The following is a 14,475-nucleotide window of genomic DNA, read 5'->3' as shown; positions in this document are numbered from 1 at the left end:
GACGCCTCTACTTCGCCGACATCACCGGCGACAACAAGGCCGACCTCATCGTCCACACCAACGACGGCAACATCGCCGTCCGCAAGAACATGGGCACCTACTTCGACGGCGGCACCCACTGGAGCGCCGGCTGGGGCCGCTTCCTCACCGGCAGCGACCAGGGCCGTCTCCGCTTCGGTGACACCACCGGCGACGGCAAGGCGGACATGTACGTCCACACGATCCAGAACGGCGAGGTCGCGGTGCGCACCAACATGGGCACCTACTTCAACGCAGGCACCCGGATGATCACTCTCTGACGGTCCCGTGTTCTGGCCGGCCTCCACCGGGCCGGCCAGAACACGCGAAGGAGCGCGGCCCCGGGGCGAAAGGCTCTAGGGCCTGTCTGACAATTCCCGTCGGACCAGCGAGCGTCCGTCGAGCTGGCAGCCCGGATATGCGCCGACGTCTGGCGGGTATTGCCGGGCAGGACCTACGAGCGGCGGGCCAGCAGGTGCGCGTCGAGGAAACCCCGTTCAGAGGCCGGATCGTGGAGCAGCCGGGCGAAGGGATCGAGCCCGGCATCGGCCAGCAGTTCGGCGAGGCTATCTGCCGGCCAGCTGTAGGCGGGCGCCACTTTGTGGTTGAAGCGAACCGGTTCTTGTCCGTCGGTCCCGAAGAAGGAGACCAGGAGCAGGCCATCCGGCGCCAGGACGCGTACCTGTTCGGAGAGTAGCTCCGGCAGCTCCCCCGGAGGGGTGTGGATCATCGAGTAGTGGGCCAGCACGCCGCCGAGCGCGCCGTCCTCGATCGGCAGGGATTCCATCCGCGCCTCTTGGAAGCGCAGCGCCGGATGAGCCTGCCGGGCGTGGTCGACCATGCCGGGGGCAAGGTCGAGCCCGAAGGCGTCCAGGCCCAGTTCGTGCAGCATGGCTGTCAGATGTCCGGGCCCGCACCCGACGTCCGCTGCCCGCGGGTTGCCCGTCGCGCGCACCAGTTCGGCGAAGGTGCCGATCATGGCCCGGGAGAAAGGCTGTGTCTCCAGCTGGTTTGCGAACAGCGATGCGTACAGCTCGACGACACCGTCGTAGGCCGTCCTGGTGTCGTCCTGATGATTTGCCACGGGCAGGACTCTATAGCCGGTCTGATAATTGATCTTGTGGCGGGTCGAGGTGAGTTGACGGATGCGGCATGGGGGCGAATAGAGCCCCTGTTGCCGCAGGTGGACGAACGCGGCCGTCCGTGGCGTGATCACCGGCAGGTGGTCAACGGGGTGCTGTGGCGGCTGCGGACCGGGGCCCCGTGGCGCGACCTACCCGAGCGGTATGGGCCGTTGCAGACCGTCTACGAGCGGTTCGCCCGCTGGGAGGCCGATGGCACATGGGCGAAGCTGCTGGAACACGTCCAGGTCCGTGACGATGCGGCGGGCCGGGTGGAGTGGACCGTCGCCGTCGGCTCCACGGTCAACCGGGCCCATCAGCATGCCGCAGGCGCCCGTAAAAGGGGGACGGGGACGAACTGGAAGATCCGGGCCGCTCGCAGGCGTGCCAGGCACTCGGTCGGTCTCGGGGCGGGTTGACCACCAAGGTCCATCTCGACGTCGACGGCCGGGGGCTGCCGCTGTCGATTGTGCTCACACCCGGAAACGTCAACGACGCCACAGCGTTCGCCGATGTCCTCAATGGGGTACGCACTCCTCGGGCCGGCACGGGCCGTCCGCGCACGACACCGGACCGTGTGCTGGGTGATAAGGCATATTCCAGCAGGGCCATCCGTCAACTGCTGAGGCGTCGGGGTATCGCTGCCACGATCCCCGAGCGCCGCGACCAGGTGGCCAACCGTCGGCGCCGGGGGCGCCGCGGTGGTCGGCCACCCGTCTTCGACACGGAGATCTATCGCGACCGCAACGTGGTCGAACGATGCTTCGCTCGCCTCAAACAGTTCCGCGCGATCGCAACCAGGTTCGACAAGCTCGCGAACCGGTACCGCGCGGGAGTCGTCCTGGCCTCCCTGATCCTCTGGCTCCGTGAAGCGGCCAGGTGATCATTTGTCAGACAGGCCCTAGGGCGCCCAGGGCGCCAGCATGCCCTTCATCGCGTCGGTCATCGCGAGTTGCAGCAGCGGGCCGTAGGTGATCCGGCCGACGCCGAGGCGGCGGAAGCGCTCGAGATCGTGCTTGACCGGATGGGCCGTGGAGTTCACGGGCACGGAGACGGCGGCCGTCACCGCCGCGAGCAGTTCGTCGTTGTCCTGGATGCGCACCGGGTAGACGCTGTCGGCGCCCGCCCGCACCAGGGCCCGCATACGCTCGATCGCCTCGTCGAGGACGGCGGAAGCGTCCTCCGCGTACAGGAAGAGGTCGGTGCGTCCGTTGATCCAGACCGGGACCCCGGCGTCGTCGGCCGCCGCGCGCAGGCCCGCGATGTAGCTCGCGTGCTCCTGCGTGCTGCGCACGCGTCCGCCCTCCGAGTGGACGGTGTCCTCGATGTTGAGACCGACGCCGCCGACCTCGATGAGACCGGCGACGAGATCCGCGGGCTTCTGTCCGTAGCCGGACTCCAGATCCACGGAGACGGGAACGTCGACCGCCGCGACGATCGGCCCGACGGCGGCGAGCACCTCCTCGAAGGTCTGCCCCTCCTGGTCGTCGGCCCCCCGGGAATCGGCGAGCGGGTGACTGCCGACGGTCAGCGCGGGGAATCCGGCGTCGGCCGCCGTCCGCGCGGACCAGACGTCCCAGACGGTCGGCAGTACCAGGGGCCGGTGCTCGGCGTGCAGTTGCTTGAGGCGTTGAGCGCGCTCAACGGTGGTACGAGAGTCCATGGGGAGGACGCTACCCCCCGCATCACCGAATACAACGTGCCGACGGGGCGCCACCGGGGGCGGACAAGGGGCTGTGTACGGGCGGGACGCCTCGGCGGCCGGTGAGCCGCGACCGGTACGCCCGGTGCACGGCGGTGTGCGGTGGTGCACCGCCCCCGGGCGCGACGAGCCCGCGGCGGTCACGGTGGTCCGTGGCCGCCGCGGGCCCCCTCCGCGCCGACAGCGGGGATGGGACGGCGCGAAGAGCTTCCCGGCCCCGCCGGATCAGCTCCGGTAGACGCCGAACTCGTAGAGCGAGTAGCCCCACGGGGTGCCGCGCTCGGAGGTGCTCACGCGGACGAAGCGGGCGTTGCCGGCGACCTCGATGTCATCGATGCCGCCGTTGCCCGCCGTCTGGGTGTGGACGGTGTTCCAGGCCTGCCCGTCGTCCGAGGTCTGGACCGTGTACGCCTTGGCGTAGGCCGCCTCCCAGGCCAGCTGGACGTGGTCGAAGGAGCTGGTCGCCCCCAGGTCGACCTGGATCCACTGCTGGTCGGCCCAGTCGCTGGCCCAGCGGGTGTCGAAGGAACCGTCGACGGCGTTGGCCGCCGGGCAGGGGCAGCCGACGCTGTCCGGCTGGAACGACGAGGCCTCGGCGGGCTTCCCGGAGGCCAGGTTCACCCCGTCGACCTTCGGCGGCACCACCTTGAAGGACTTCGTCTCGATGCCGACGTTGCCCTTCCCGTCGGTCGACTTGAGGTAGACCTTCCAGACGCCGAGCCTGTCCGGTGCGGTGACCTCGAACGTGCCGTCACCCCGGTCGGTGAAGGCCGCCTCCGTCAACTGACCACCGTTGTCGATGTACTTGGAGTTGACCAGCACCTGGTGGGTGAGCGCGTCGCCGTCCGGGTCGGAGACGGACGCCCTGAAGGTGAACGGCTTGCCCGCCTGGACGGCGGAGGCGTTGTCGACGGCCATCCCGCTGATGACCGGCGGGGTGTTGTCGCCCGAGGTGTCCGCCCCGAACGCCTCCTTCACCGCGTAGTAGGAGAGCCGCTTCTGGCCCGCGGGGAGCAGGTTGAACCAGACGCCGCCGAAGTCGTACTCGGTCCCGTAGTGGAACAGCGTGGCGCCGAGCGCCACCCCCTCGTGCCCGTCGACGCAGTCCCAGGCGCGCTGGTAGCCCTCGGCCTTCGCCACGTCGCCGGGCTCGTCCGGTACGCCGTTGGCGTCGTCCGGCACCTCCCACTCACCGGCGGGCCCGCCCTCGGTGACGATGTAGGGCTTGTCGTAGCCGCCGCTCTCCCAGGTGTCCCGGATGTCGCAGACGGCGTCGTAGGAGTTCACGGCGTACAGGTCGAGGTCGGGCGCGTTCTTCTTGTAGTACGGCCAGGCCCCGGTCCACGCGTCGGTCGAGGTGACCGGATGGTTCGGGTCGACCGCGTGGATCTTCTTGGCGATCTCGTTGACGAAGGTGGTGTAGGCATCGCGCTGCTGCTCCAACGCGTCGCCGCTGTAGCAGTTCTGCAGACCGAGCACCGACTCGTTGCCGACGTTCCACATCAGGACGCCCTCATGGTCCTTGTAGGTCTCCACCCACTTCGGGAACTCGGCGAGCATGTCGTTCTTGTACGCGGTGTCCGTCAGGTAGTTGACACAGCCGCCGCTGCCGGGACCGCCGCCCGGCTGCAGCCAGAACCCGGCGATCACCTTGATGCCGTTCGCCGCCGCGGTGTCCAGCAGGGGCTTCGTCGTGGCGTCGGTGCCCCAGGTACGGATCGTGTTGACGCCCATCGACTTCACGTCGGGCATGTACTGCCCGGCATCCGCGACGGACGGACCCCAGGTCAGGCCCTTCACGGTGTACGGGGCGCCGTTGACGGTCAGCTGCCAGGCGCCCTGGGAGCCGGTCACCTTCACCACGCTGCCGGCGGCCTGCGCGGCGGGCACCGGAAGCGCGGCCGCCGCGGCGGCCAACAGCGTGGCGACGGCGAGGCGTGCGGTGGTACGGCCCCGGGCGCGGGCCGGTCGTCGGATTCGGGACGTGATCATGGGGGGAGGGGCTCCTCACGGGAGTGCGGGTGGGGTGGGAGAGGCGGGAAGAGTGGGCCGGGGAGGCCGGACGGGTCGGAGCAGGGCAGGGAGATCACGGAGAGATGGGAGAGCGCTCTCCCCGATGGGTGCGGTGCGCCCATCGGGGAGACGCGGTGGGCAGGGTCAGGGCAGTTCGTAGTTCTCGTCCAGAACCGCGCCCTCGCCCGGGTTGTTCTCGTCGTAGCCACGGGCGTTGCACTGGAGGGCACCGACGATGCAGTGGTCGACCAGGGCGTCGAGCGTGGCGTCGTCCCAGGCGTTGAAGAAGTCGTAGTGGAAGGAGTGGCCGGTGCCGCTGGCCAGTCTCACCTGCGACATGTCACCGTTGACCGGCCACGCCATCTTGAACTCGATCATCGGCAGGGCGACCGGGTGGCTCGTCGGGCAGACGTCCTGGTTGGCCCCCATCACGACCGGATAGGCCATGTGGGCCTTGTGGTCGGGGGTGTCCAGGTTCTTGCCGTCCCAGCAACTGGGCGCCTGCATGCGCAGGTTGAGCTGGGTGTCCCGACTGGTCGGGCACGCGGCCGGGAAGTCGTAGTTGTGGTAGCTCTCGCCGCACTCGTAGCCCTCGACCATGCCGGGGTGGTCGCGGAACTCCTCGGCGGTCTGCGTGGGGCTGCCGACGACGAACCGCAGCCCCTTGGGGAAGGGCCGTACGGTGCGGTAGTCGGTGACTCCGGCCTTGTAGTAGATGGTCTGGGGGCCGACCGGGCGGATCTCCTCGTTCCCGTTGTAGAGGGTCGGCATCCAGTACGCGGACAGGTCGCCGGGCGCCAGGCACGCGGTACCGCCCGCGCTCAGGGACGCGGTGGTGCTGTTCGCGTTCGTGGTGTCGTTGCCCATGAACGTGTGGTCGTGCGACGCGCCCGCCCGGCCCGGGTAGACGATCGGGTCGTCCGGGGCGGTGTGGTTGACCGAGCAGTTGGCCTGGAACTCGTGGAAGTAGCGGTGCGGCGGGATCTCGTCGGACGGCTCCACTCCTGTGACCGGCGGGTCCGCCGGTATGTAGCCGTCGCCGTCGGGGTCGTCCCCGAAGGCCACGGGCTTCGCCGCCGCCATCGCGTGACCCCGCATGACGTGCGCGGCCGCAGCGGGCTTGTCGGACACGGCCGGGGCCGCCTCCGCGCCGGTCGCCCCGGCGTTCGTGATCGCGGTGAGCCCGAGCGCGACCAGCGCCAGGGCGGTCGCCACGATCAGCGCGGACACCAGGGTCGTTCTGTTGAGTCTTGTCACCATGGGGACCTCCATGCCGCTCTTCATCCCTGCACATCGGGTGCACGGTGGGGGGGAAAGGGTGAGCCGGACGGTGCAGCCGGGAAGAGGCTCGCCCCGTACGTCACGAGGCCGGCGGACCGCGGGATCCTCTGGGAGAGCGCTCTCCAAAGCGGTGCCAGTGTTGCGCCGGTGCTGAGAAGGTGTCAATAGCTGGTGAACGATGCACCGCGCACAGGCTGTTGAGCGGCGGGGAAACGCTCTCCCGCGGAGCCCGCATACGGAAGCGGCCCCGCACGTCGGCGGGGCCGCTCACACACTGCCTTCGCTGGGCCGGTCAATTTCGGCCACCCCGGACCGCACGCGGCCCGGCGCCTCACCCGTCGGCGGGAGCCGCTCCGCCGGGGAGGACGGCGGGGCGGCTCCCCCGGATCACGCGGTGTGCAGGGTCAGCCCGTACCGGTTGAGGATCTCGTTGACCGGCTGGTACCAGGTCTCCCCGCCGCCGGAGCAGTTGCCCCAGCCGCCGGAGGTGACACCCTGGGCCTGATCGCCGCTGATGAACGAGCCGCCGGAGTCGCCGCCTTCGGCGCAGACGCTCGTCTTGGTCATCTGGTGCACGGCGCCCTGGCTGTAGTTGACGGTCTCGTTCTTGGCGAGGACGTTGCCGCAGTGCCAGTGGGTGGTGGAGCCGGAGCGGCAGATCGAGGCGCCGATCGGAGCCTCGTTCGAGCCCCGGACGAGCTGGTCGGAGACGGTGCCCCAGCCGATGACGACCGGCACGGTCCACCAGCCGTTGGCCACGTTCACCCAGGCGTAGTCGTCGCCGGGGAAGGACGAGCCCTGGAAGTTGCCGATGGCCGAGCCGTCCCAGCCGCGCACGGACTGGCCGGCACCGCCGCAGTGCCCGGCGGTGACGAAGCCGCCGTGGACGGAGAAGCCGATGGAGCAGCGCACGTTGCCCGTGTAGTACGGGTCCCCTCCGACCGTTCCCGCGGCGAAGGTCTGCGGCGCTTCGGCCGTCGTCTCCACGGTCACGGGCCCGGCCTCGCGGGCCTTGGCGACGAAGGATCGGACATCGTTGTCACGACGCTCGGAGGCGACGACGTTCACGACGACGCTGCTGGTCGCCGGATCGACGTGCCAGCTGCTCACGCCGGACGGTGCGGGCAGGGCGTCGATGCGTGCCTTCGCCGCGTCGAGCTGCTTCGCCGAGTGCTCGACGAGCCGGGTTTCGGCACCGGCGGCCCGTACGGCCTCGGCCTTGCCGGCGTTCGTGACGGCGACGACCAGCTTGCCGGTCCTCGCGTCGAACCAGGAGCCGCCGAAGGCGGAGCCCGCGGCGCGCTGCGCCTTCGGCTCCAGGGCGGTGGCCGCCTTCTCGTCGGCGAGCCTCGCGACGGCTTCGCCCTCGGTGAGGCCGAAGTCCCGCTGCATCGCGGTGAGCAGGGCCGAGGAGGCGGGGGCCTCCGCGGAGTCGGTGGGGGCGGCGGAGGCGGTCGAGGGGCCGGCGGCGGCCCAGGCACCAACGAGCAGGAGTGCGGACAGACCGGTCCGCAGCACGGTTGCGTGTCTCAAGGGAGTGACCCTTCCTGTTGTTCCAGCGACGTGGGGGTGGAACGGGAGGCGTCCGGGAGCGCATGCCGATCGTGCCGCTTGAGAGCGCTCTCAGTGCGCCGTCCCGGACTGTAGCGGAGTTCGATAGTCAGGTCCATGCCAATGGCGGCGATGGGGTGGGAAGAGGTGCGCGAGGACGCCGCACACCGGGTTGAGTAGGCGTACTCATCCGGCCCGCGGGCGCTCGTCCTACTGTCACAGGAACAGGGGACGGGGCCAGGTGGAGGAGCAGATCATGACCGGATCACGCCGTAGAGGGTGGAAGGCCGCACTGACCGGCGTGCTGACGGGATCGCTGGTCGTGCTCCTGGGCGCGTGCGGAGTGGTCGACACCGATGACGACCGCCGTGCGGCGGAGGAACTGGCCGAGAAGCACTTCCCGGGGCAGCTCAAGGCGATCGGAGCACGCACGCTCTTCCCGGGCTCCGGCGGCTCGGAGGTCACGTTCGCGGTGACCGACGACCGCGATGCCGTGGTCCGGCTTCGCATCGACACGGAGAGGGCGGAGGAGGGCACGTGCGACCGGAAGGACTGCGCGCCCGCTCTGGCCGAGGCCCTGAAGCGCGGGCGGCAGCAGGCCGAGGACTTCCGCACGCTCAAGGGCGCCTTCGACGACTGCGGTTACGAGGTCGTCGCCCTGGGCCCGACCGGCGCCCCGCCCTACGTCGTGGCCGAGCTGACGAACGCCACCGTGACGAAGGTGCTCGGCGAGATCGGCGAGTGCGTCCAGCGCTGGGTCACGGCGAGCGGGGCGGACAGCACGTTGGCGCGGGGGCGGGGGTCGTACGTGAACGTGGTCTCCCCGTCCGTCGCCGACCGGCGCGACCGGGGCAAGGAGTCCTGGCCTGCCGTGATGCGGCTGACCCGGCCGGACCTTCTGGCCTCGCTCACCAAGCAGGCCTACTTCTCGGCGAGTTACGGGATCGAGGCGGGCCGGGTCGACACGACGGGCAGCGCCCGGGCCGTCCGCCCCTTCCGGGAGAGCCAGAAGTTCGGCGACACCGTGCAGAACGCGGTGAAGGAGCAACTCCGCGCCACCTACCCCCGGGTGGTGATGACCACCTACCAGGGGATCTGGCGACTGGAGCCGGGACGCGTCGACCGGCAGACCGGATACGTTCTCTTCTGCCCCGAGCCGGACGCGCGCGGGCGGTGCGTCAACAGCGACGACGCGGCCCTGGTGACCACGGACGAGCACGGCAGCCCGGTGGGGAGGATCCGGCTCGTGCACGACGTACGCGAGGGCACCGGGATGCTGCGACTGCCGCCGTACTAGTACGGGTCCTGGACCTCGACGGCGTCGGGCGACTGGAGGTCGGCGACGCCGCCGGTGACCGGACCCGCACCCGTGCGGGTCCGTACAGCGAGTGGTGCGACGCTCGGAGTTGGCCGCCACCAGCGCCCGGTCGGGCGAGTGCGACGTCCGTGAGGGCGTACCGGCCCCGTCCGCGGGGCTCGACCACCGCGGTGTTCCGGTCCACGGCAGCCCCGGGGATCCGAGGCACGCCGACCGGCTCTCCCGTGTCGTAGAGGCGACATGTCGCGATCACGGCACCCGCACCACGTGACACACGGGCTTCGCGGGACGGAGTGTTGATCCGAACCGCGCGCTCCGCTCCCGCACTTCGAAGAGGCCCCGATGCACCCACGGCTACGCCCCGCCGCGCTCCTGGCGGCTGGCGCCCTCATCGCCGCTCTGGCACCAGTTCTGGCCCCCGTCCCCCCGGCCGCCGCCACCGGACGGCCGGCCGCTCCCGCCTCCCGGACCTCCACCGTCACCCTCGTGACCGGGGACCGGGTACACCTGGAGCGCTTCCCCGACGGCCGGCAGGCAGTCTCCGTCGAGCCGGGCGCGGACGGCCCGGGCGGCGGCTACGACCAGGTGGAGATCGACGGCGATCTCTACGTACTCCCCGGCGAGGCCATGCCGTATCTGGCCGGCGGCGCTCTCGACCGCCAACTGTTCAACATCACCGGGCTGGTGGAGCAGGGATACGACGACGCCCGCACCAAGAGCATTCCGCTGATCGCCCGGTACCGCTCCGACGTCCGGCTCAACTCGGCCGAGGAGCCCGCCGGTTCCGAAACAGTACGCACGCTCGGCAGCGTGCGGGGGCGCGCGCTGACGGCCGAGAAGCGACAGGCCCGCCGCTTCTGGGAAGCAGTCGGCGCCGAAGCCCCCATGGCGTCGAAGGCTCCGAAGACGCCGCAGCTCGGCGCCGGAATCGACCGCCTCTGGCTCGACGCGAAGGTCCGCGCCTCCCTCGAAAGGAGCGTTCCGCAGATCGGCGCCCCGGAGGCCTGGAGCGCGGGTCACGACGGGACGGGCGTCACCGTCGCCGTCCTGGACACCGGCATCGACGACACCCACCCCGACCTCGTCGGCCGTATCGTCGGGGCCCGTAACTTCACCGATAGCCCCACCACCCGGGACGCCTTCGGTCACGGCACCCACGTCGCCTCCACCGTCGCCGGCACCGGCGCCGCCTCGCAGGGCTCCCGCAAGGGCGTCGCGCCCGGCGCGAAACTGCTGATCGGCAAGGTCCTCGGCGACAACGGCATCGGCTCCCTCTCCTCCGTACTCGACGGCATGGAGTGGGCCGCCTCCTCGGGCGCCGACGTCGTCAACATGAGCCTGGGCAGCGATACGGCGGGCGACGGTACGGACCCGCTCAGCCTCGGCCTCGACGAACTGACCGAGACCACCGGAACGCTCTTCGTCGCCTCGGCCGGCAACAGCGGCCCCGGTGAGTACACCGTGGGCACCCCCGGCGCCGCGGACAAGGCGCTGACCGTGGGGGCCGTGGACAGTGAGGAGCGGCTCGCCGATTTCTCCAGCCGGGGCCCCCGCACCGACGAGGCACAGAAGCCCGACATCACCGCCCCCGGCGTCGGCATCGTCGCCGCCCGCGCGGCGGGCACCGCGATGGGCGAGCCGGTCGACGACGCGTACACCGCCTCCTCCGGTACGTCGATGGCGGCCCCGCACGTCGCGGGCGCCGCGGCGATCCTGGCCTCGCAGCATCCCGACTGGCAGGCACAGCAGTTGAAGGACGCGCTGGTCAGCACGTCCCGCACCGCCCCGGACCGCACCGTCTACGAGCAGGGCGGCGGCCGCATGGACGTGGCGCGGGCGGTGAAACAGCCCGTGCACGCCACCGGCACGGTCGGCTTCGGTGAACTCACCCCCGAATCCGGCCCGCAGAGCGCACAGCTCACCTACACCAACACCGGCCCCACCCCGCTCACCCTGAACCTCGCCGCCGAGCTGCGCGACGCCACCGGCCGTCCGGCGCCCGCCGACGCGGTGCGCCTGCCCGACGGCGCGACGGTCACCGTCCCCGCGGGCGGCCGGGCCAGGATCACCGTCATCCTCGACCCGAAGTCCCTGCCCGCGGGCCGCTACGGCGGCAGCCTCACCGCGACGAGCGGCGACGGGAAGACCGTCGCGCACACCGTGCTCGCGGCGGCGAAGGGAGCCCCCCGGCACAAGCTCACCCTGACCGCCGTAGACCGCGCCGGCCGCCCGGCCTGGGTCACTCCGCTGGTGCTCGTCGGCCCCCACTCCCGCGACGACGTCGTCACCGCCCTGCGGCCCGGGGAGACGCTCACCGTGTCGGTGCCCGAGGGCTCCTACTTCCTGCACGGCGTGATCTCCGACCGTGTCGACAACGGCAGTGTGCAGAGCGTCGTCGTCGACCCCGAGCTGACCGTCGACCGCGACACACGTGTGGTCCTCGACGCCCGCAAGGCCGTCCGGGTCCGGGTCGAGACCGCCAGGCCGGCCGTCCAGGAAGCCGTCGTCAGCTTCTACACCCACCGCGCCGTCGGCGGGCGCAGCATCTCCAACGGGCACATGGACTTCAGCGCCGACGCCCGCCGTCTGTACGTCACCCCGACGAAGAAGGTCACCGGCGGTGTCTTCGAGTTCAACTCCCGCTGGCAGCTGACCGCGCCGCAGCTGACCGCCCGTTCGCTGCGGGCAGGCCGCGCGATCGACCTCGAAGGCGGTCTGCTGGGCAGCTCGCCCACCGTGGACGGCCGTCGCAGCCTGCGTCTGCTCGACGCGGGCACCGGCCGTCCCGAGGACTACGCGGCGCTGCGCGCACGCGGCCTGAAACCGGCCGGCGCCGCGGTGCTCGTGGACGCCACGGAGGCCCGCTACGAGGAGCAGGCCGTCGCGGCCGCGGCCGCCGGAGCAGCCGCCGTCGTCCTGACCGAAGGGGAGGGCGGCGTCGCCTGGACGCGCTGGAACCCCCGGGGCAAGCGCCTGCCGCTCCCCGCCGTCCTGACCCGCTACGACATCGGGGAGCGGCTGCGCGGGCAGCTGCGTTCCGGAAGCACCACACTGGAGCTGCGCGGCATCCCCTACAGCCCCTACCTGTACGACGTGATGCAGGTCGCCCGCCAGCGGGTGCCCGAGCGGGTGGTGCACCGGGTGACGGCCGCCAACACCGCTACGGTCGTATCGCGCTACCACCACACGGGCGGCGTCCCGTACGCCACGGAGCAGCGCTTCGGCTGGCGCCCCTGGATGAACACAGCCATCAACCAGTACCGGCGCGACGTGGCCACCCCGCTGACCCGCACCGAGTACGTGAGCGCCGGTGACACCCTCTGGCTCCACCGTGTGCACCACCGTCTGACCTGGGACGACAGCAGTCCCCTGAACTCCGGCATGCTCCAGCCCGCACGGACCTACCGGCCCGGCGATCGGCTGACCGAGAGCTGGTTCGCCCCCGTCGTACGGCCCGCCGTCCCCGCGGCGTCAAGGGCCTGGCCTCCTACCGCGAGAAGGACGAACTGGTCGTACGCATACCTGAGTTCGCCGACGCCACCGCGGGCCACTACAGCAGGCCGGACGGCGGCGACTTGGACGACACCCCCGCCGACGAGGTGCGGGCCGCCCTCTACCGCGACGGGAAGCTCCTGGCCGAAGCACCCGCCGCCTGGGAGGACTTCCCGGTCACCGGTGCGGGCGGCCGGTACCGCCTCGACCTGGATGTCGAACGCACCACCCCCGAATGGTCGCTGTCGACCGCCACCCGCACCAGCTGGTCGTTCACGGCCCCGCGCCCGCCCGCGGGCGAAACCCCGCTGCTGCCCCTGCTGCAACTCGACTACGACATCCCCACCGACCTCACCGGTACCGTCGGCGCACCGGCCGCCCGCACCCTCGGATTCAGGGTGAGGGCACGCCACCAGGACGGCCTCACCGGACCGAAGGTGGCGGGCATGGAGGTCTCCGTCTCCTACGACGACGGCGCCCACTGGAGCCGGGCGCGGACTGCTCCCGAGGGCGACGGGACGTACCGGATCCGGGCAGCCGGGTCCCGCACCGGCGGCTACGTGTCCCTGCGCGTACGGGCCTGGGACAACCGGGGCAACGAGGTGACGCAGGAGGTACGCCGCGCGTTCGCCACGAACTGAGCAGCGCCCTGCCGCGCACGTCGGGGCGTCCGTCGGGTCAGTATTCGGCCTTACGGACGCCCCGGCGTCCGCGCCCGTACGGGAACCTGGTCACGCCCGTCATGACAGCCACCCCTGCCGAGCCGCCTGCCACACCATCTGCGTACGGGTCGCGGCGCCGGCCCGCTGCATCAGCACCTGGATCCGGCGCTGCACCGTGCGCTGGCTGACCCCCAGCTGCGAGGCGATCGCCTTGTCGGCGACCCCGGCGACCACCAGGGACAGCAGATACCGCTCGTCGTCGGCGACGTTCGCGCCGGCCCGCGGACCACCGAAGTCGGCCAGCTCACCGGAGTCCGTGACGTGCAGCGGCGACGCCGCCGCCCACTGGCTCTCGAACAGCGCGATCAGCGCGTCGAGCAGACTGCTGCCGCGCACCACCGCGGCCGTCGGCTCCCCCAGAGAATCACCCGGACCGCCGGGCATCAGCGGGCAGATGGCCATCGCGCCGTCCGCGATCGCCAACCGCACCGGCAGCGTCCCGGTGGCCCGCGCCCGTTCACCCGCACGGATGCTCCGGGCGACGTTGTCCACCATGCCGGGCTCCTCCAGCAGCGCGCGCTCGTAGACCGCCTCGTACCGCACCCCGCGGGCGAGAAGCTCCCACTCCTCGTCGTTGTCGTCCGCGGGCATCGCCACATGGCCCGCCTTGCAGAACCACCGCAGTTCACGGGCCCCGTACGCCATATGACGCAGCCGCTGCCGGATCACGCTCGCCCCCGAGATCACCTCGACGAGCTGCCCCGCGTCATGCCGCCGCCCGCCTGCCCGGTACTCCTCGGTGAGCTGCTCCACCCCTCGCCGAGCCGACTCCAGCGCCTCATGCCCACGCAGCAGCAACGGGCGCAGCGCCGTATCGGGCGAAACCGGCACGTAGCGCACCGCGCCACCCGCCGCCGAAGCGGCCGCCGACCCCACCAGCCCCTTGTCGTGGAGCGAGGCCACCTCCCTCTGCACCTCTGCCACTTCCATGCCGAGGCGATCCGCGATCACCGAGGCATCAGCCTCACGCACCCCGACGAGGAAGCGGTACACCCGCTCCTCCCCCGCCCCGATCCCCGCAGCCTCCAGCACGTGCCCGCCTCCCACGACGCCCCGCCCACCCCAGCCGATGCGGGGCCTCTCGTTCGACCCCAGGGCCTGACACAGCGTGATCCAACCACACCCCGTACACCGGGACCGGCGCCACGGTTCCCGGCCTCGCCGCCACGCATCTGGAATCCGCGTCGCCGCAGCCGTCGGCTCCGGTGACCGAACCATCGCTTTCACCCCACTGGCCCGGCATGAGCAACACCCGGG

The 14,475-nt window shown here is 71.3% G+C and carries 10 protein-coding genes and 1 pseudogene; 5 read left to right on the top strand and 6 right to left on the bottom strand.

The features are described from left to right. The coding region (locus tag IE272_RS14205) for an FG-GAP repeat domain-containing protein (RefSeq protein WP_190006983.1) at window positions 1-299 on the top strand (299 nt) is incomplete at its 5' end. 173 nt (window positions 300-472) lie between these two features. On the opposite strand, the gene IE272_RS14200 is transcribed toward IE272_RS14205, so the two are convergent. Beyond that, the gene (locus IE272_RS14200) at window positions 473-1,102 is read right to left on the bottom strand and encodes a class I SAM-dependent methyltransferase (protein WP_190006982.1); all 630 of its coding nucleotides are present in this window, start codon (window positions 1,100-1,102) and stop codon (window positions 473-475) included. A 36-nt stretch (window positions 1,103-1,138) separates the two neighbouring features. On the opposite strand from IE272_RS14200, the pseudogene IE272_RS14195 reads away from it, so the two are divergent. Further along, window positions 1,139-2,044: pseudogene (locus tag IE272_RS14195) on the top strand (IS5 family transposase). Here the strand turns inward: IE272_RS14195 and IE272_RS14190 are convergent. The 4 genes from IE272_RS14190 to IE272_RS14175 all read right to left on the bottom strand — a co-directional run bounded on the left by IE272_RS14190 (window position 2,041) and on the right by IE272_RS14175 (window position 7,668). After that, the gene (locus IE272_RS14190; protein WP_098893288.1) at window positions 2,041-2,802 is read right to left on the bottom strand and encodes an isocitrate lyase/PEP mutase family protein; all 762 of its coding nucleotides are present in this window, start codon (window positions 2,800-2,802) and stop codon (window positions 2,041-2,043) included. The pseudogene IE272_RS14195 and the gene IE272_RS14190 overlap by 4 nt on opposite strands. Window positions 2,803-3,066: 264 nt before the next feature. After that, window positions 3,067-4,833, bottom strand: a complete 1,767-nt coding sequence (locus tag IE272_RS14185) for a discoidin domain-containing protein (protein WP_190006981.1) — start codon at window positions 4,831-4,833, stop codon at window positions 3,067-3,069. 165 nt (window positions 4,834-4,998) lie between these two features. Beyond that, window positions 4,999-6,114, bottom strand: a complete 1,116-nt coding sequence (locus IE272_RS14180; protein ID WP_190006980.1) for a DUF1996 domain-containing protein — start codon at window positions 6,112-6,114, stop codon at window positions 4,999-5,001. Between the two features lie 408 nt (window positions 6,115-6,522). Then, the gene (locus IE272_RS14175) at window positions 6,523-7,668 is read right to left on the bottom strand and encodes a S1 family peptidase (protein ID WP_179890868.1); all 1,146 of its coding nucleotides are present in this window, start codon (window positions 7,666-7,668) and stop codon (window positions 6,523-6,525) included. Window positions 7,669-7,942: 274 nt separating this feature from the next. On the opposite strand from IE272_RS14175, the gene IE272_RS14170 reads away from it, so the two are divergent. The 3 genes from IE272_RS14170 (at window position 7,943) to IE272_RS38695 (ending at window position 13,137) form a co-directional block, all read left to right on the top strand. Further along, complete coding sequence (locus IE272_RS14170) at window positions 7,943-8,983, top strand: SCO7460 family lipoprotein (RefSeq protein WP_190006979.1); 1,041 nt, start codon at window positions 7,943-7,945, stop codon at window positions 8,981-8,983. Between the two features lie 363 nt (window positions 8,984-9,346). Beyond that, window positions 9,347-12,898: a S8 family serine peptidase gene (locus IE272_RS39420; protein ID WP_229897310.1), complete on the top strand. Its 3,552-nt coding sequence runs from the start codon at window positions 9,347-9,349 to the stop codon at window positions 12,896-12,898. Beyond that, window positions 12,895-13,137 (top strand): hypothetical protein, encoded by a 243-nt coding sequence (locus IE272_RS38695; RefSeq protein ID WP_229897309.1) that lies wholly within the window; start codon window positions 12,895-12,897, stop codon window positions 13,135-13,137. The genes IE272_RS39420 and IE272_RS38695 overlap by 4 nt, the downstream gene beginning before the upstream one ends. 99 nt (window positions 13,138-13,236) lie before the next feature. Here the strand turns inward: IE272_RS38695 and IE272_RS14160 are convergent, their stop codons facing one another. Further along, window positions 13,237-14,250 carry a helix-turn-helix domain-containing protein gene (locus IE272_RS14160; protein ID WP_190006978.1) on the bottom strand — a complete coding sequence of 338 codons (1,014 nt, stop codon included), beginning with the start codon at window positions 14,248-14,250 and terminating at the stop codon, window positions 13,237-13,239. Window positions 14,251-14,475: the final 225 nt, after the last annotated feature.

Source organism: Streptomyces anulatus (genome assembly GCF_014650675.1).
In the GTDB taxonomy this organism is placed as follows: domain Bacteria; phylum Actinomycetota; class Actinomycetes; order Streptomycetales; family Streptomycetaceae; genus Streptomyces; species Streptomyces anulatus.
This window is presented reverse-complemented; position numbering and strand designations above follow the sequence as displayed.

Excerpts from the sequence above, each read along its gene's own strand:
- IE272_RS39420 (WP_229897310.1), top strand. The coding sequence starts at position 9,347 with ATGCACCCACGGCTACGCCCCGCCGCGCTCCTGGCGGCTGGCGCCCTC.
- IE272_RS14180 (WP_190006980.1), bottom strand. The coding sequence starts at position 6,114 with ATGGTGACAAGACTCAACAGAACGACCCTGGTGTCCGCGCTGATCGTG.
- IE272_RS14170 (WP_190006979.1), top strand. The coding sequence starts at position 7,943 with ATGACCGGATCACGCCGTAGAGGGTGGAAGGCCGCACTGACCGGCGTG.
- IE272_RS14185 (WP_190006981.1), bottom strand. The coding sequence starts at position 4,833 with ATGATCACGTCCCGAATCCGACGACCGGCCCGCGCCCGGGGCCGTACC.
- IE272_RS14190 (WP_098893288.1), bottom strand. The coding sequence starts at position 2,802 with ATGGACTCTCGTACCACCGTTGAGCGCGCTCAACGCCTCAAGCAACTG.